Origin of the sequence: Mycobacterium kansasii ATCC 12478 (genome assembly GCF_000157895.3) — a bacterium.
In the GTDB taxonomy this organism is placed as follows: domain Bacteria; phylum Actinomycetota; class Actinomycetes; order Mycobacteriales; family Mycobacteriaceae; genus Mycobacterium; species Mycobacterium kansasii.
This window is the reverse complement of sequence record NC_022663.1, coordinates 3767112-3784361: the sequence shown is the minus strand read 5'-3', so window position 1 is coordinate 3784361 and position 17250 is coordinate 3767112. Positions and strand designations below refer to the sequence as shown.

The window sequence follows — 17250 nt, the reverse complement described above, 5'->3', positions numbered from 1 at the left end:
GACCGGACGCCGGTCCTGGCCCAGCTGCGCGCGACAGATCCGTTGCGAGAGGTTGCCGCTCTGAGGTTGTCGCTATTAGGCGGGTTGTGTACCGCCTGCATCAGCACTCGTGTGACGGTTGTGGTTACCGCCGTCCGCGGCGTCGCTGCGGACAGCGACTAGTGCCGACCGGCGTAAGCCGAAATCAGTTGCGTTCCAACAGATCCAGCAAGTAGCTGCCGTATCCGGACTTGGTCAGGCTGCGCGCATGCCGTGCCAGTTGCTCGTCGTCGATCCAGCCAAGTCGCCACGCCACTTCCTCGGGAATGCTGACCTTGAGTCCCTGCCGGCGTTCCAGCGTCCGGACGAAATCGGCGGCATCCAGCAGCGAGTCGAACGTCCCGGTGTCCAGCCACGCCGTGCCCCGGGCCAGGACCTCCACGGCCAACCGGCCCTGGTCGAGATAGACCTGGTTGACCTCGGTGATCTCATACTCCCCACGCGCCGATTTCTTCAACCCCCTGGCGATCTCGATCACGTCGTTGTCGTAGAAGTACAGCCCCGGCACCGCATAATGCGACTTCGGGGTGGCCGGTTTTTCCTCCAACGACACCGCGATGCCATCGGCACCGAAATCGACCACTCCGTACGCCGACGGGTTGGCCACCCAATAAGCGAAAATCGCACCACCACTGACGGATTGGAATCGGCTCAGACTCGTCCCCAGGCCGGGACCATAAAAGATGTTGTCTCCCAATACTAAACCCACCGAATCATTACCGATGTGTTCAGCACCGATCACAAACGCCTGCGCCAGTCCCTCGGGCCGACCCTGGGTCGCATAGCTGATATTGACCCCAAAGTGCCTGCCGTCGCCGAGCAGACGATGAAACCCCGGCGCATCATGGGCCGTGGTGATCACCTGAATATCGCGGATACCGGCCATCATCAGCGTGGTCAACGGATAGTAGATCATCGGCTTGTCATAGACCGGCAACAGCTGCTTGCTGATCCCCATGGTGATCGGATACAACCGGGTCCCCGAACCACCGGCCAAGATGATTCCGCGCATCAGCGGCTCCTCAGTCCACCAGGTCGTCGTCGGTGAGTTCGGTGGCCGCTAACGCCGACGCCAAGTCGTCATGACGAAAGACCGCGGTGACATGGTCCCGTACCACACGGAATGCCGACGCGGTGGTCGTGACGGCCCCGGGATCGTCACGACCGGTGATCTCCTGTTCGACCACCACGACGCCGTCGTGCACATACATCTGCCCGAGCTCCGCCGCCACCATGACCGAGCCGGCCCATCTGCGTAGCGCCTCATGCCCCTGCACCGCCCCATGCGCATCACCGATGTCGATATCGTCACTGGACAACGACACCAACGTCTCCACATCACCGGCATTCAACGCGTCGTGCCAAGCCAACACCGTGGCGATCTCCGAAGTGGTCATGGTCTGCCAGTCTAAAGAGGCGTGCCATCCAGCCATTTCCGCCACACGGCAGGATCACCGAACACCTCGATACCGGTGTCGGCGACCGGAACTCGGCGCACCATAGCCAGCAGCAGCTCGGCTGCGCTGCCGCGAAGCGCCACCGTTCCCTTGCCGTGCTCGTGGGACCAAGTGATCCGGCCCTCGTCGACGCCGACCGTCCATTCCCCGGCGGCACCCAGCCCCGGATCGGTGGCGTGCAAATGTAAGGTGTCGCCGGCCTGAAGCGGAAGATCAGCATCGTCGCGCCCGGCCTGGGTCGCGATTCGCTCCAGAAATTCACTGATTCCGTCGGCTGCGATGTCCGGTTCCAGCGTGAATTCGCTCCCGATGGCGATCGCCGCATCGACGCGATGCACCGCCACCTCGTGCAACCGGCGCCGGATCCACCAGCCCGCCGGCCGAGCACCGAGAAATGTCCACACCGGCGTTTCCGTGCCGGTCCGCTCGACGGCATCGACAAGACGCTGTGCTCCGCCGCGCAGCCAGGTGATGGCGTCGTCCATATCCGGTGGCGGCTTTCCCTCTTCGACACTGCGCGGGTCCAAGAAGCTGTCCAGTCGATCGCGCACTATCTGCGCCGCCCAGCGGTCGCCGCGCCCGACGTGGCGGAACAGCTGTCCGAGGTTCCAGCCCGGACAACTCGGCACCGGCGTCGATTGGTCTGCGTTGCGGATGAGGTCACCAAATTCGCGGGTCTGGTCAAGATATGCCGACGTGTAATCCACGGCGGTCACGCTACTCGGGGCCCGAAGTCAGCCGCGGCGCGGAGTTCGATCCTACGGCCCCGAGTGCCGCGGCGGTCGAGGCTCGAACTCAGCGCGGTTGGCGAACGGGCCGCGTGAGCCACACGAGGAGTATTGCGACGGCAATCGCGATAAGCGAAGACAGCCACCATGCGGAGATCACCAGCGCGGCTATCGCAAATTCACGACCCTGCTGCCGGCGGCGGGCGATCTGGTAGAGAGCGACGATTCCGAGGGGAATGCTCACATACAGCAGGCCCAGCGCACTCATCGCCAACGCCGCGATCGCAAAGCCGTTGATCGCCAACGAGCTCACAGAGTCATCCTGTGGAAACGTAGTCGCCCGACGACTGTTGGTCATGTTCGGTACCCATCTCGTTGGCTGGCCGGCGCGCTGCCCCGCTTGTTTGACAGCAACGATTCTCGTGGGCACCGCTGCACGGACGCTTGACGAATTCTTGGAGCGACGCTGCTGTTCAAAACAGCCAGCGGTAGTGACGACCCGCGTGCCTGACGAGCCGGACGAAACCTCAGACCTACGGTGAGCCAAGGATCGCCGTCGCGACGGCAGAGACCACCGCGAGCGAAACGTTGACCCCGTTGTCGCTGCCCTTTTCGAAGTCGTCGCCGTCAACGGCCATGGTGTTGGTGATATGCGCCAGGCAGACGACGTTCCGGCCTGCCGCAGCGGCGTAGGCGTACAGTGCTGCGGCCTCCATCTCCACGCATGCGATTCCGCGTCGCTTGGCTTCTTTGATGGCCAGCGCCGTTTCCCGGTAGGGTGCATCGGTTGTCCAGGAGCTTCCTGTGACTACGTAAATACCGTTCTGGCCGAAAGCATTTCGGAGTTTGTCCTTGAGTCCCGCGGCCAGATAGCTCCATTCACCGGGCGCAACGTAGTGCGCGCTGGTTCCTTCGTCGCGAAGCGCCCGCTCGATGAGCACGAAATAGGGCGGTGTCTCGTTGCCGCTAATGCGTCCCGCGGACGTGATGCTGACTACCAACGCTGCGCCGGATACGGCCAGCTGTTCGGCGACTAACACCGCAAACGGCGCGCCGACAGCCATTCCGACAACTCCGATTTCGAGTCCGTCGACCTCGACGACCCACATCTCGGTGTGGTAGCAGGCCCAACCCGGGTGGCGGTATCCGGTCCCGGCCCGGGCCAGGTGCCGTACCACGTCCCCGTCGGGATCCAGAACGCAGACCGCCGGAACGGGCTTGTCCGGCAACGACTTTTGACGGCGAGCCTCGCGCAGCAGATTTGCGGGGCGAAACACCGATGGCTCGTCGAAAGCCTTTGGTGTGACCAACGGGTAACGGCCTTGGTCGTCGGTCACGGTGGCGATGTTCGCGTATTCCAGCGGTCCAGCCAGGCGCTTTCTTGGGCAACTTTCTCTTCGTGGAACGCCACCGAGGGCGGGTACAAGGTCACCGAAGGTGCGGGCGCGCGCAGGAAGTTGCCCGCGCCCTTGGCGGCCTGGTGATCACCGGTCTCGACGTAGCAAGCACCCTCGCCGGTGAACAGACGCTCCGGCACGTCGTATCCGAGATGGCGAGCGACGCCGTGAGCCACGACTCCAGCCTGGGATTGAGCGAACACTGCCGCCTTGGGCAGCGGCTTGGCATTCGGCAAAGTAAGCACAGTCGCGTCACCGATAGCCCACACGCCGTCAACCCTAGTGGTCAGCGCCTGCGGGTCCACGGGTATCCACCCCGATTCACCGAGCCCGGCCGACCGCGCCGCGGCCGACGGCACATGCGGCGGAACCACCGCAAGCAGGTCGAACGATTCGGTCGTGCCATCACCGAAATGCAGCGTTCGGTCCGCCGGATCGACGGCGGTGACGGCCTTGCGGCCGTGGAAGCCGATGCCGCGATCCTCGAGCATCGCCACCAGCGCCTGGCCGACCTCGGGTCCTGCGACGGGCATCGGCAGCGGATCGGGCGTGAAAGTGTCGATGCGTACGGCGCCGCTCGCGAAGCGGTCGCCGAGTTGGGCAGCCATGAGGAATGCCGCCTCGAACGGCGCGGCCGGGCACTTGAACGGCACCGCCGCTACCAGCACCGCTATCCGGCCGCGGTCCAGCGCGTCGACCTTGGTATGCAGTTCCATCGCCCCGTCAAGCGTGTAGAACTGGCCCGCGACGCCGGCCTGGAGTGCCTTCGCCAATCCGGGTACCGCCGCCTCGTCGAGCGTGGCACCCAAGGCGATCACCAACGCGTCGTAACCGAGGACACCGTTGCTGGTATGCACCGCACGGGTCGCGACGTCGATGCGGCCCACGGTAGCTGTGACCAGCTCGACGCCGGGTAGCGACGTCGGGCTCGCGCGGAAGCGGACTTCGTCGGGCCGGCGCCAGCCCCGTAACACCCAGAGCAGCGAAAGGCCGAGGACTCCGTCAAAGCTCCTGTCCACCAATATGATCCGATCCTCGGGTGGCAGCAGCTGACGAAGGCTGTCGGCGGTCGTGAGACCCCCGACACCGGCCCCGAGGATGACAATCGTCTTACTCATGATGTTGATTCCCTTCCCGTCAACGCGTCGCCCATCTCGTGCCCGACGAGCAGCACGCGGCGTTGTCGGACTATTCCAACTATCTATGGAATAGTAGATACGGCGGAAGGGGTTCCCGCAAGGGCCATACCGGCACCCGGTTAGTCCATCACCGCCACCGGACCGGCCAACGGCGAGAACCTACTGGTCCGCAACATCACGACCGTCCCCAAACACGGGGCACGCTCGCGGCTTACCCGCAACGCAACAGCGCATTGGCCTGAAGGCCGGCACTACGTCGGCTTGGCGACGGTGACCCGCCATAGCCTCCGGGGCAATTCACCTTCTGCGAAGGCGGACACGTCTTCGAGTACCCAGTCGTCAGCCAGGCTGGCAACCAGCTCGCGGGAGAAGAAATGCACGGCGAATCCGCCGCACTCGAAGATGTCGTCGCCGTGACACTGTCCCATGCCGTAATGCTCATCGCGGGTGTGCCGAACGGTGTAGATGAACTTCCCGCCCGGCTTCAACGCCCGGCGAACCTCGGCGACGACCGCATGAATCTCCTTGGTGGACAGTGCCATACACAACGCCATGTGGGCGAAAACGGCATCAAAGGACCCGATCTCGACGGGCAGTGGCTCGCGCAGGTCGTGCACGATTGCCCGCACCCGACCACCCAGGCGCTGCGAATGCGCGGTTCGGCGCAGCTGTGCAACCGCTACGTCGCTGAAATCGGTGGCCAGCACCTGCAGACCCGCGCGGGCGAAATGGAGGCTGTCCCGGCCCTGGCCGGCCGCCAATTCCAGCACCCGGTTGGCCCCGGCAGCCTGGAAGACCTCGAGTGCGTACCCGGCCGGCAGGGACGGGCCGGGCCCATACATCGCCGGGTGCGCCCGGTAGGTGTCCTGCCAGTGTTCGCGCTGTTCCACGGCCAGGTCCGACTGCCCGGCGGAGAACATATCGAGACCCTTTCTGTAGTAGCCGCTACGCCGATCTGGCCGAGCTTTGTCAATACTCTATTGAATTATAGATTATTGGATTATAGTGACCTGGTGACTACTGCCCACCAGGTCAAACGTCACTTCACGAACCGCCCGCACGGGAGGCACGCCTGGGTTTCACGGCGAGTCCGCATCCGCGTGCCCTGGAAAGCGCAAGACCGTCGCAGAACCACGAACCAGGAGGGCAAACATGAGACGGGTATTGGTAGTCGGGTACGGAGCGATTTGCTACCTGATCTTCGTAGCGGCATTCCTTTACGCGATCGGTTTCGTCGGCAATCTGCTCGTGCCGCGCACCGTAGACAACGGCATCACAGCGTCCACGTCCGAGGCGGTTGTGGTCAATGTCGTTCTGTTAGGGCTCTTCGCAGTGCAACACAGCGTGATGGCGCGCCCGTGGTTCAAGTCACGGTGGACCCGGCTGGTGCCGGCAACAGTGGAGCGCAGCACTTACGTGCTGTTGTCGAGCCTGCTGTTGTTCCTGCTGTTCTGGCAATGGCGAACGATGCCTGCCGTCATCTGGGCCGTCAGTTGGCCGCCGGCGAAACTTCTTGTGCTGGGCCTGTTTTGGCTTGGCTGGATCATCGTGTTCACATCGACATTCATGATCAACCATTTCGACCTCTTCGGCCTGCGACAGGTCTACCTGGCCGCGCGTGCGCGGTCCTACAGCCACCTCGAATTCCGAACCACAATGCTCTACCGGTTGGTACGACACCCGATCATGCTGGGGTTCATCGTGGCGTTCTGGGCAACACCCACGATGACTGCCGGCCATCTACTGTTCGCGGTAATGACGACCGGTTACATTCTGGTCGCGCTGCCTCTGGAAGAACATGACCTGAGCCGGGCGCTGGGCGATGACTACCGGCGATACCGTAACCGGGTGCCCATGCTCATTCCCGGGCTTCTCCTGCACAGGCAACGCCGTACGCTGCACACCGGTCCAGCGGGGACGGCAACCAAGTAATCCGCACGAATGTCGAGGCAGCACTACGGCGTTCGAACTGCCTCGCCTTCATGCACCGGCAGGCCGGCCAACCGCCATTCGAGCATTCCGTCGTCGAGCCGCATCGCCGCGCGGCCCGCGGTGCGAGCAATATGGACTGCGTCGGGGGCCATGACGCAATAGGCGCCACGGCAGTAGGCAACGATGTCGCGGTCGGCCGGTAGTTCGGCGAGCCGGCCGGCCAGTTCGGCTACCGGGATATTGATGGCACCCGGGATATGGCCGGCCTGATATTCCTCATGCGGTCGCACGTCAACGAGCGTTACCTCACCGGACTTCTGCCGGCGCAGCAGCTCCTCGCGGGTGATCGCATCCTCGGGCGAGCCGAGCACCGCCGCGGCCGCGACTGCCACGTCGGCCAGATGCTCATCGGCGACGACTTGCACCAACGCGAACAGCCTCGCCACGTCATCCCCGGCGAGCCGGTAGTACTGGCGGGTCCCGTCGCGGCGAGCCTCGACCAGGCCGCCGCTCTTCAGCGCCTGCAGATTAGCCGATGCCGTAGTCAGGTTCATCCCCGTCGCAGTCGCGATCGCCTCGACCGTGCGTTCACCCTGGGCGAGCAGGTCGAGGATCTGCAATCGCCGGCCGTTACCCAGCGCCTTACCTACCCGAGAGATCTGCTCCAGCAGCGCCGCCTTGCGATTGGACTGTCCGGCCATTCAGCTTCTCCAAGGCTCAGTGGAATACTGATATTCCATCGTTCATTGGAACTTCATAGTACGCGACGCCGGTTGATCCGCGCGCACTGCCGCCGGCGCGGTCACTCAAGCAACCTGCGGCTGTTGGGTGATCCGGCTCAGGCGCGGTTCTGAGTGTCACCCACCGGAGCCCGGGCACCGAGGCGGAACACCCGCCAGCCCGAGCGCTCCCAGCGGGCGACGTCGAGGCAGTTGCGGCCGTCGACAATGACGCGGGCCCGCACCCGGTCGGCCAGGTCGTCGGGGTCGAGGTCGACGAACTCACGCCATTCGGTAAGCACCAGCACGGCATCCGCGCGCTCGCAGGCCTCCGCAACCGAGACCGCGTAGTTCAGGGTGGGGAACAGCCGATGTGCATTGTCGAGGGCCTTCGGGTCGTACACGTTGACCGCAGCACCGTTGAGCTGCAGCTGGCCCGCGACGTTGAGCGCCGGCGAGTCTCGCACGTCGTCGGATTCGGGCTTGAATGCCGCGCCGAGCACCGCGATGTTGGCACCCAGCAGCGAACCGCCGCACGCTATCGTGGCCAGCTCTACCATGCGACTGCGCCGGCGCATGTTGATGCTGTCCACTTCGCGCAGGAACGTCAGCGCCTGGTTGGCACCGAGTTCACCGGCGCGGGCCATGAACGCGCGGATGTCCTTGGGCAGGCAACCGCCACCGAAACCCAAACCAGCGGTGAGGCATTGGCGCCCGATGCGTGGGTCGTACCCGAGCGCGTCGGCCAACAGGCTGACGTCGGCGCCTGCGGACTCGCACACCTCCGAAATCGCATTGATGAACGAGATCTTGGTCGCCAGAAAGGCATTCGCCGATACCTTGACCAGCTCGGCGGTCTGCAGGTCGGTCACCAGAAACGGCACGCCGGCCTGCAGCAGCGGGCCGTACAGTTCACGCACCGCTTCCTCGGCACGCGTCGAATCATCCTGTACGCCAAGCACAATGCGGTCGGGGTGCAACGTGTCACGGACCGCGAATCCCTCGCGCAGGAATTCCGGGTTCCACGCGATTTCGACGGTCACATTCCGAGGAGTCAGCGCAGCGGCCCGGCGCCCCAGTTCGGCCGCGGTACCCACCGGCACCGTCGACTTGCCGATGAGGACCGACGCCCTGGTCAGCCGCGGTACCAGCGCGTCGATGACGGAGTGGACATGACGGAGGTCCGCACCGTATTCGCCTCTCTTCTGCGGTGTGCCGACACCCAGGAAGTGCACGTCGGCGAAGTCGGCGGCCAGATCGTAGTCGGTGGTGAACTGCAGACGACCAGCAGTCAGATTGTCGGTCAACAGCTTTCGCAAACCGGGCTCGTAGAATGGAATATCGCCGCCGGCCAGTTTGGCAACCTTGCCGGGATCGATATCCACCCCCAGCACTTCGTGCCCGAGTTCCGCCATTCCGACGGCGTGGGTGGCACCCAGGTAGCCGGTGCCGAAGACGGTACATCTCACACCACCGTGTGTAGGTGCCCGCGATGAGCAGACCACATCGTGGCGCTGAACGACAGATGACAGCTACCCGGCCAAATCAGAGGCCGGGGATAAAGGGGATGTTGAAACCGCCGCGACCATGCCCACGACCATGGCCACCACCGCGGCCGCCGCCATGGTCATCGCCGTCATCGCCGCCACCCGGGAAGCCGCCGCCACCACCGGGACCAAAGATCGGGGGCACCGGTATCTGAACGGGTACCGGAATGGGCACCGGCGCCGGGGCGGGAGCCGCCGGCACCGGAGCCGGCGCGGGCGCGGGCGCAGGAGCCTCTGGAACCGGAGCCGGAGCTGGCGCGGGAGCTTGGGGAGCCGGTGCCGGAGCCCGGGGAGCCGGTGCCGGAGCCTGCGGAGCCGGTGCGGGTTCCGGCGGAGCCGGTGCTTGCGGTGTCGGGGCTTGCGGTGTCGGCGCGGGAGCCTGCGGTTTCGGGGCGGGAGCGTGAGCTGCCGGCGCGGGCGCCGACGGTGTCACGACGTTGTGGCCGGGGTCGGGCTTTACATCGGTTGACGACCGGATACTGACGGCCAGCGAAAGCGCAAGGGCCGCAACGCCAATGACGAAGATCGACGTCACGATGCTCGCGAGCAGCGGGAACGGCTTGCGCTCGGGCTGGTCATCGGGGACCGCACTGTCGGCGACGACGCTGTCCGGGACGGCGCTGTAAGCCAACGGCCCCTCGCCGGTTTGCACGCTGTCGGAGACGTCGTTGAAGTAGGCGGCATCGAGCCGGTTCGGGTCCAGCGCGCCGGTACCGGGATCTTGTGCGTAGGCCAACGCGGCCGTAGACGACACGAAGAGGGGGGTGTTAGCCGAAGCCAGTGCCGCGCCTCGGGCCAGCGCGGTATCGGGTTCCTCCGCCGCGGTCACCGGAAGCGCAGTCGCGGTCTCCAGCGCCGGCTTGATCATCGGGATGTCGATACCGGAGCCGACGACGAATATGGCGTCCGGATGTGTCTCCAGGCTTTCGGCGGCCGAGACCAGCTCGGTCAACTGGGCAACTGCGGTGTCGTCGTCGTCGGAAAGCAGCTGTCGCTGGATGTCGGCGATCGAGCCATCCGCGCTGTCCACCACCGCGAGGGTCGCGGTCTCCGGCTCGATGAACAGCAGCGCCGTGTGCGCATAGTTGGTCTCGTTGCCAACCGCTTGGGCCAGGGCCGCCGCAGCCAAGAATGCCGAGACCAGCACGACCTTCTCGATTTTTTGGTTGGCCAGCGCTTCACGCAGCGCTGCGGCCTGGGCCGGATCCCGCCAGGTCACACCGGTCGAGGTCAGCTGGTAGCCACCCTCATAGGCGCCTTCCCGGGTGCCCAGGATCGCCGATACCACCTGCTGGGCCGCACTGATAGTCGCCGCATCCCCGTCACCGGAGACGTCGAACTGGTCCTGGTCAACTAGTGCGCCGTCGCCGTTTTCGCCTTCAACAAGCACCATCCGGACTGCGGTTGGCGCCATCGACACACCAAGTACGGTGTCCAAAGCTCCCCCATATAGTCTCTTGCGTCGTCGCGGATACGTGACTACGAACCTTGCCGCGGGTCCCCAACCCGGTATTCCTATCTTACTCGCGGCCCGCAATCACTCTCTGAGTTGGTTTGCTGCGACAGCCATGACTCGCTGTCACATCGCGCCAGTGGCCCGCGTTCGCCTATTCGAAGTTTGCTATCTGGGTCCGTGCCCACCGCCGAAGCCGCCGTGACCACCACCGTGGCCGCCGCCTCCCAAGGGTCCGTGCCCACCGCCGAAGCCGCCGTGGCCACCACCACCGTGGCCGCCGCCTCCAAAGGGGCCGCCGCCCCCGACGGGACCCTTACCACCGAGCGGCCCCTTACCGCCTATCGGGCCCTTACCGCCGGGACCGCCGCCTGGACCGCGGCGGCCGGGGACACCGGCACCACCACCGGGGCTATGCCCCGGATTGGGTGACGGCGCCAGGACCGGAGGAGGCTGTCGGACCGGCTTGCGCGGAACCGGACTCACGATCCGCGGTGGCGACGCCGGAACCTCGACGCGAGGTGCGGGCGCCTGCGGTTGGGGCCGCGGCAGTTGCGCCGGGGCCTGGGGCACCGGCGGGCGCAGCAGCGTCTCGGGACCAGTCGCAAGGACCGGGGGCACCAGGAACGGCAACAGCGGCGGCACCACGACGGCCGGATCAGGTGCGGGCGCAATCTGCCGAACCGGAACCTTCGGAGCCGGCAACACCGGAGCCGGTAAGGCCGGTAGAACCGGAGCCTCCGCGACCGAGGCCGCAGGCAATGGAGCCGGTAGTTGCGGGCTCGCGGCTCGGGGTGCCTCAGCTGGCCGCGGCAGGTCGATCTTCGGCTGCGGAGCCGCCGCGACCTGCGTGGGCGCGGGAGCAGGGTCCGTCGGCGTGACGAGATGGTTCTCGCTGGGCTTGGGCAGCAGGGCGACGGTCGGGCGGATATTGATCGCCAGGGCAACTTCGAGCGCCACCACCGCGGCGATGGCGATCACCGCGACTGCACTACCGATCAAGAGGGCCGACCGGCGGCCGGCAGAGTCGTCGGGCACGGAGCCGGCGACGAACTCATCGCGACGAAGGTCGGGATCGGGCAGATCGTGCGCGTACGCCAGAGCCGCGGTGGAGGAAGCGAACAACGGCGCGTTGCCCGCCGCCAGCGCCGCACCCCGAGCCAGCGCCATCTCGTCTTCCTCCGGCACGCTTACCGTCAGCGACGTCGCCGCTTCGAGCGCGGGTTTGATCAGGGCAATGTCGACGCCAGTGCCCACCACGTACACACCGTCGGGACGGGACGGCATCGACTCGACGCCGGCGACCATGTCGACCACCTCGGCCGCCGCCATGTTGTCGTCCTGGGACAGCAGCTGCCGGCGCACCTCGCTGACCGACCCGTCGGCGGTGTCCACCACCGCCAACGTCGCCGTGTCCGGCTCGATGAACAACACCGCCGTCCGCTCGTAGCCGACGGCACCGCCGACCGCCTGCCCCAACGCGGCCGCAGCCAGAAACGCCGAAACCAGCATGACGTTTTCGAGCTTGTGGGCGGCCAGCACGTCGCGCAGTGCCGCCGCCGACGTGTCGTCGGGGCACGTCACGCCCACGGAGGAAAGCCGCAAGCCGGCCTCGACCGCGCCCTCCCTGGTGCCCAGAATCGCGGCGATCACCTGGTCGGGTGCGCTAGTGGTGGACGGGTCCGGGCCGACGGGGAAGGTGTCTTCTTCGACGATCAGGCCGTCGCCGTCTTGGCCTTCGACCAACGCCATCCGAACCGCGGTCGGTGCCATCGAAATGCCGAGTACAACGTCCAAAACCCCTCCCAAGGTTTTGTGACCGGCGGTGGACTGGAGCAGAACACGCCTAAAAAGATGTTAGTCCAACAAACAATGCCGGGAGCCGGCCCGAAGCTATGTAGAACGTATGAAGTTCACATAGGAACGCGACGGCGTCGGGCCGCGCTGACCTTGATACTTGGATCCGACACCGCTGCTCCCGTACGGGTGCTCAGCCGGGCTGGTCAATCGCAGAATGCACAACTGGCCGATTTTCATTCCCGGCCACAGCGCTATCGGCAGGTTGGCGACGTTGGACAGCTCCAGCGTGATGTGGCCACTGAAGCCGGGATCGATGAAGCCGGCGGTGGAGTGGGTGAGCAATCCCAGCCGGCCCAGCGACGACTTGCCTTCCAGCCGTCCGGCGAGATCGTCGGGCAGCGTGAACAGCTCCAACGTCGAGGCCAGCACAAACTCGCCGGGGTGTAGGACGAACGGATCTCCTGTGGCCGGCTCCACCAGGCTGGTCAGCTCGTCCTGCTGCCTGGCGGGATCGATGTGGGTGTAGCGAGTGTTGTTGAAGACCCGAAACAGGCAGTCGAGTCGGACGTCGACGCTGGACGGCTGCACCAGGCTGTCGTCGAACGGGTCGATGCCCAGTCGTCCGGCGGAGATTTCGGCTCTGAGGTCACGGTCAGAGAGCAGCACCCGACGAGCGTAGCTGCCGGTGGGCGCGCAACGGCTCGTGCCGGCTCAGCGGCGCGGTGGCGCGCTGCTCAACCGGCTGGCGCCGAGCTCAGCGCAGGTAGATTTCCTCCCCGGTCGGGTAGCCGCCGCCGGTGGTGGTGATGTGGACGTGATCGTAATGGCCGGCACCGGTCGACCGCGCGCCTTCGGGCGTGTAATAGACGCCCCGCCAAATCGCATCCTGTATGCCGAATCGGCTTGCGTTCAGCAACACGTATCCGACGATCTGATTACCCAGCGCAATACCGTCGGCGCTGCCCGGATCCGGAATCATCACGTCAAGCGCCAACCCGTTGGGATGCCACCGCAGCGCGTCAGCTCGAACGCCGCCGATTTCGTGGATCTCGGGGAACAGCGCACTGAGACTACGAGCGACCAAGATCGTCTTGACCTGAAGTCCCTGCTCCGGCGCAGCCCCCGGCGGCAGCGCCCGGGACCGGGTGTCGACCCGCCATCGAGACGCCGCAGCGAACTGGCCGCCTCCCAAACCCATGCCGGCCTCGCTACCAGGCATTCTCGACACCAAAGCCAGCGGAGTGGCCGCCACGATCTCCACGCAGCAGGGTCCGTCACCCTGGTCGACGACACGCGCGTCGAGGGGACCGACGTCTCCGGCCACCGCGAAGAAAACCGCAGCTGGGGCCAGGACAGCGGCCAGGACTGCTGGCGACCTTCGCCGTTCCCGGACTAAGGAGTGCCTTCCCACCTGACGCACTCTACGAGATCACGAAACAATAAACATCCCTATATAGGAAATTATTCTTCGCGTAAACCAGCGGCTTATCCGACCGCACCGGCAAAGGTGCCGCCACCAGTAGTGATGTCAGATCTGCAATCGAGACCGGACGGGTTTGCCGATATCAGACAATTGTCGAACGGCGGCCTCGATACCCGCAGCGACCCCGGCGACCGCTGTTTCCACAGACATGCTGGGAGCGCCGAGGTTGTGCTCCAGGGCGGCAACGCTGGGCAGGCACGGCAGATGAATCCAGCCGGCGCGGATCGGCAGGCCGTTCTTCGCGATGTGGTGCAAGACGCCGTACATCAGGTGATTGCAGACGAACGTTCCGGCGGCATCGGAGATGTCGGCCGGCACACCGGCCTTGCGCATGGCTACGACCATGGCGCGGATCGGTACCGTCGCATGGTAGGCGACGGGGCCGGCCGGGTCCGTCTGCTCTCCGACCAGAACCGTGCCGGCGTTGTCGGCAAGCCCGTATCGTCCGCAATCGTTGATGTTTTGCGCGAGTCGCTCGACGGTGATCACGGCGCGGCCCGGATATTCGCCCAACATGACCACCAGGTCCGGCCGAACGTCGGCGATGGCCTGCTGCGTTACGGCGATCGACTCGAAGAACACATTCGGCACGATGCGGGCGGTCACTGTGGCGCCGGCGATGATACGACCGTCCAGCGCCTCGGCGGTGAGCTGCGCCGGGTTGGCGGGCGTGTTGCCGTACGCTCCGAATCCGGTGACCAGTACCTGCGACATGATGCTCCTTGATGTGCGGTTTGCGCGCTTGCCCGCTGACACATTTTCGACCGGACCCGGGAGGTTGGCATCAGCATCGTGACGACGGCCGCGTCCCTGGTCGCCTTCCCCGTTGTCGCCGGGATCATCGGCGGCGTGGTCGCGGTCGTGCGGAGCCCCTCGCCTGCCCTCGTCAGCGGCGTACAGCATTTCGCCGCAGGGGTGGTCACGGCGGCAGTGGCCGGTGAGGTGCTGCCGGACTTACGTGCCCGGGGTTCGCTGTGGCTGATCGTCGTGGGCTTTAGCGCGGGTGTTGCGGTGCTGGTGGGGCTTCGGCATTTCGACGGCGACGAAGGTTCCGGCGGGGAGGGTTCCGGTGGCGCGCTGCCCGTCGCGTTTCTGGCCGTGGTCGCGGTCGACCTCTTCATCGACGGGTTACTTGTCGCAACAGGCGCGACCGTGTCTCGACGGACCGCGCTCATCATCGCGCTCGCCCTGACGGTCGAGGTGTTGTTCCTGGGACTGTCGGTGGCGCTGCGCCTGACCGGCTCGGGTGTACCGAGGGTTCGCGCCGCAGTGACCACCGGTGGCGTCAGCCTCGTTACCGCGGTGGGGGCGGTGCTGGGTGCGCTGCTGCTCGGCGGCGCGAGTGCTGCCGTGCTCACCCTGGTGCTGGCGTTTGCGGCGGCGGCCCTGTTGTGGCTGGTTGTCGAGGAGCTGCTGGTCGAAGCGCACGAGACGCCGGAGCGGCCATGGATGGCGGTGATGTTCTTCGCCGGATTCTTGATCCTCTACTGCCTGGGGGTGATGGAATGATCCGGATGCTAGCCTTCTGAAGCAACCGCGCCGATGTAGTTCAATGGCAGAACATCAGCTTCCCAAGCTGAATACGCGGGTTCGATTCCCGTCATCGGCTCCATACATCCAGCTCGACGGCATATCGAGGTTTGCCAGCAAACCTGTCTCGGCAGAATCCCGTACTTTCCCCGTAAATTCGATCCTCAAATCTGTTGCTGGCCCATTTGGCCCTTGGCGTACATGCTGAGGGGTCGTGACCTGGACATAACCCAGATCTCGCAGCGCCACCGACCGAGCGCTACCCCACGGGGCTGTCTATATTCTCCGGACCAGCGGCTTCCCTCGGGATCTGTGGGTTCAAGTCCCCCTTCAGCGACATCGAGCGGTTCGACGAACTGCAGGTGTAAAGGTCACGAACTCCAAAGAGGGCGTGGCCTTTGTGTTTGGGTGGTCTATGCGGTATCGAGGGCCCCGCAGCACGTGTCTGGGGATTTGGCCGCGCGTGTCCCCAGGTGACGTTCGCCAATGCGCATTTCCTGGGATGAGTGAGTCGTCAGTTGCACGCGTGAAAGGCGCTGCGCAAACCGGCTGACAGCCCGGATCGCGGTACTGTCCGACGGGCCTTCGTGACGGCACGCCCGGATGCCGAGTGGTACGCGACGATGTTCAGCTGTGTTCGTACGCCTGTTGGAATTGCGCATACCGCAAGGAGCGAAGCACCTTTGGTCCCGCTGAAACACTGCTCGTGACCGGGGTGGGGCTTTACGCGGGTCCAAAGGCGTGGAGGTGGTGACCATCCGCCGAGTGCGGAGTCGAACCCGGCCGCCGAGGCGTAGCGTTTGACCGGCTCTCGCGCGATGGACCTGTTGACGATGTCGCGTAGGCCTTGCGGCACATGTGGAGCCACCTCCCAGAGGTCGGGTTGGGACGCCCTCCAGATGTCGTCGTATGACGACGTTCCCGGGACGGGCTGAGCGCCAGCGAGCATCCAAAACAGAGTTGCCCCGAGGCTGTACACATCTGCGGCGATGCTATACACGCGCGCCGTCGTAGGGTTCTGTCCCGGTGCACCAATTCGTGCGATTTCCGGTGCCATAGTTGGGATGCTTCCGGCGGCATCGGCCAGGCCGTTTTCATCCTGGAGTTGGGCGAGTCCAAGGTCTCCGACTAGAACGTCGTGACGACCGTCGATGAAAAGGTTCTCGGGTTTGAGGTCGCGGTGCAGCAACTTCTGATCGTGGATACGGGCGACGCCCTGACATGCCTGCCGAGCCCACCGGACAGCCGCGGTGATCGGAACCCCGACGTCGGGCTGGATCTGGTCGGCGATTGTGCCGTTGGTCGCCAGGTGTGTCACGACGTACGGGGCGCCTTCAGCGAGGTCCGCGTTTAACACCTTGAGGATGTACTCGCCGTCCAGCTGCCGGAGGATCTGCGCCTCGGTCCAAGGCCCCGCCACCATCCGATTGTGGATCTTGAGGGCGCACACCTGTTTGAGGTTGTGATCAAACACCTCGTACACTTCACCAAATGCTCCGCTACCCAGAGCTTTTCGCACCTCGTACCGGCCAGCAATGATCTTTCCTGCTGCCCGAGTGGCCGCCGTCATAGCGAAATCCTAGGCAGAATGGGCTTGACCCCTTTTAGTGGACACACGGTCAGGCGGCTTGTGCCGTCTGAATGAGTCGGTCTTCGAATTCGACCGGCCTCATCATAGCGAGGGCCGAGTGGCGGCGGCGCCGGTTATAGACGCGTTCGATCCAATCGCCCACGGCGAGCTTGGCGGCTGCTTTGGTCGGCCACAAGCATCGGTCGTAAAACTCGACTTTTAATGTGGCCCAGAAGGATTCGGCTTGAGCATTGTCCCAACACACCGCGGTGCGACCAACCGAGCGAGCCAGGTTGTGCTCGCGGGCGAACCGCGCCAGTTGCGCTGAGGTGTACTGGCAGCCGCGATCGGAATTAAGCCGAATTCGGCTTAACGCCGATTATGCCGAGGTCTGTGTTAAGCCGAGGATCTGCGGAGATGTCCTGCGCTCGTGGGGGGTGCTGGCGGATTTCTCGG

17 protein-coding genes, 1 tRNA gene and 2 pseudogenes are annotated in these 17250 nt (G+C 65.1%); 4 read left to right on the top strand and 16 right to left on the bottom strand.

The features are described 5' to 3' along the window. Nucleotides 1–184: 184 nt before the first annotated feature. The 6 genes from rfbA to MKAN_RS16475 all read right to left on the bottom strand — a co-directional run bounded on the left by rfbA (nucleotide 185) and on the right by MKAN_RS16475 (nucleotide 4739). Nucleotides 185–1051: a glucose-1-phosphate thymidylyltransferase RfbA gene (rfbA, locus tag MKAN_RS16500; protein ID WP_023369997.1), complete on the bottom strand. Its 867-nt coding sequence runs from the start codon at nucleotides 1049–1051 to the stop codon at nucleotides 185–187. Between the two features lie 10 nt (nucleotides 1052–1061). Next, nucleotides 1062–1436: a nuclear transport factor 2 family protein gene (locus MKAN_RS16495; RefSeq protein ID WP_023369995.1), complete on the bottom strand. Its 375-nt coding sequence runs from the start codon at nucleotides 1434–1436 to the stop codon at nucleotides 1062–1064. An 11-nt stretch (nucleotides 1437–1447) separates the two neighbouring features. After that, nucleotides 1448–2203, bottom strand: a complete 756-nt coding sequence (locus tag MKAN_RS16490; RefSeq protein WP_036396187.1) for a maleylpyruvate isomerase family mycothiol-dependent enzyme — start codon at nucleotides 2201–2203, stop codon at nucleotides 1448–1450. Nucleotides 2204–2291: 88 nt separating this feature from the next. Beyond that, nucleotides 2292–2537: a DUF4190 domain-containing protein gene (locus tag MKAN_RS16485; protein WP_023369991.1), complete on the bottom strand. Its 246-nt coding sequence runs from the start codon at nucleotides 2535–2537 to the stop codon at nucleotides 2292–2294. Between the two features lie 220 nt (nucleotides 2538–2757). Continuing rightward, nucleotides 2758–3561: a nucleoside phosphorylase gene (locus MKAN_RS16480; RefSeq protein ID WP_023369989.1), complete on the bottom strand. Its 804-nt coding sequence runs from the start codon at nucleotides 3559–3561 to the stop codon at nucleotides 2758–2760. Further along, nucleotides 3558–4739: an NAD(P)/FAD-dependent oxidoreductase gene (locus tag MKAN_RS16475; RefSeq protein WP_023369987.1), complete on the bottom strand. Its 1182-nt coding sequence runs from the start codon at nucleotides 4737–4739 to the stop codon at nucleotides 3558–3560. Before MKAN_RS16475 ends, MKAN_RS16480 begins: the two co-directional genes overlap by 4 nt. Nucleotides 4740–4883: 144 nt before the next feature. On the opposite strand from MKAN_RS16475, the pseudogene MKAN_RS32070 reads away from it, so the two are divergent. After that, a pseudogene (locus MKAN_RS32070) lies at nucleotides 4884–5044 on the top strand (hypothetical protein); the annotation flags it as partial. Here MKAN_RS32070 and MKAN_RS16470 read toward each other — a convergent pair. Next, the gene (locus MKAN_RS16470) at nucleotides 5012–5680 is read right to left on the bottom strand and encodes a class I SAM-dependent methyltransferase (RefSeq protein WP_023369985.1); all 669 of its coding nucleotides are present in this window, start codon (nucleotides 5678–5680) and stop codon (nucleotides 5012–5014) included. The pseudogene MKAN_RS32070 and the gene MKAN_RS16470 overlap by 33 nt on opposite strands. Before the next feature lie 232 nt (nucleotides 5681–5912). Between MKAN_RS16470 and mddA the strand changes: the two genes are divergently transcribed. Continuing rightward, nucleotides 5913–6692 carry a methanethiol S-methyltransferase gene (mddA, locus tag MKAN_RS16465; RefSeq protein ID WP_023369984.1) on the top strand — a complete coding sequence of 260 codons (780 nt, stop codon included), beginning with the start codon at nucleotides 5913–5915 and terminating at the stop codon, nucleotides 6690–6692. A 23-nt stretch (nucleotides 6693–6715) separates the two neighbouring features. Here the strand turns inward: mddA and MKAN_RS16460 are convergent, their stop codons facing one another. The 7 genes from MKAN_RS16460 to pcp form a co-directional block, all read right to left on the bottom strand. Beyond that, nucleotides 6716–7393: an Rv0324 family HTH-type transcriptional regulator gene (locus tag MKAN_RS16460; RefSeq protein ID WP_023369982.1), complete on the bottom strand. Its 678-nt coding sequence runs from the start codon at nucleotides 7391–7393 to the stop codon at nucleotides 6716–6718. Between the two features lie 137 nt (nucleotides 7394–7530). Then, nucleotides 7531–8880, bottom strand: a complete 1350-nt coding sequence (locus MKAN_RS16455; RefSeq protein ID WP_023369980.1) for a UDP-glucose dehydrogenase family protein — start codon at nucleotides 8878–8880, stop codon at nucleotides 7531–7533. Between the two features lie 76 nt (nucleotides 8881–8956). Next, nucleotides 8957–10396: a DUF7159 family protein gene (locus MKAN_RS16450; protein WP_416188543.1), complete on the bottom strand. Its 1440-nt coding sequence runs from the start codon at nucleotides 10394–10396 to the stop codon at nucleotides 8957–8959. Nucleotides 10397–10579: 183 nt separating this feature from the next. Beyond that, nucleotides 10580–12184: a DUF7159 family protein gene (locus MKAN_RS16445; RefSeq protein ID WP_023369976.1), complete on the bottom strand. Its 1605-nt coding sequence runs from the start codon at nucleotides 12182–12184 to the stop codon at nucleotides 10580–10582. Between the two features lie 120 nt (nucleotides 12185–12304). Continuing rightward, the gene (gene dcd / locus MKAN_RS16440; protein ID WP_023369974.1) at nucleotides 12305–12877 is read right to left on the bottom strand and encodes a dCTP deaminase; all 573 of its coding nucleotides are present in this window, start codon (nucleotides 12875–12877) and stop codon (nucleotides 12305–12307) included. An 88-nt stretch (nucleotides 12878–12965) separates the two neighbouring features. After that, nucleotides 12966–13622, bottom strand: coding sequence for a VldE C-terminal domain-containing protein (locus tag MKAN_RS16435; RefSeq protein WP_036444000.1), 657 nt, complete (start codon nucleotides 13620–13622; stop codon nucleotides 12966–12968). 117 nt (nucleotides 13623–13739) lie between these two features. After that, complete coding sequence (pcp, locus tag MKAN_RS16430) at nucleotides 13740–14408, bottom strand: pyroglutamyl-peptidase I (protein WP_023369970.1); 669 nt, start codon at nucleotides 14406–14408, stop codon at nucleotides 13740–13742. 42 nt (nucleotides 14409–14450) lie between these two features. On the opposite strand from pcp, the gene MKAN_RS16425 reads away from it, so the two are divergent. Then, a complete protein-coding gene (locus MKAN_RS16425) occupies nucleotides 14451–15203 on the top strand; it encodes a ZIP family metal transporter (protein ID WP_099184505.1) in 753 nt (250 codons plus the stop codon). 29 nt (nucleotides 15204–15232) lie between these two features. Then, a tRNA-Gly gene (locus MKAN_RS16420) sits at nucleotides 15233–15306 on the top strand. Between the two features lie 432 nt (nucleotides 15307–15738). On the opposite strand, the gene MKAN_RS16415 is transcribed toward MKAN_RS16420, so the two are convergent. Beyond that, entirely contained in the window at nucleotides 15739–16794 is a 1056-nt protein-coding gene (locus MKAN_RS16415) for a serine/threonine-protein kinase (RefSeq protein WP_036396178.1), read from the bottom strand. Nucleotides 16795–16843: 49 nt separating this feature from the next. Next, nucleotides 16844–17161, bottom strand: a pseudogene (locus tag MKAN_RS16410) (integrase core domain-containing protein); the annotation flags it as partial. Between the last annotated feature and the right edge of the window lie 89 nt (nucleotides 17162–17250).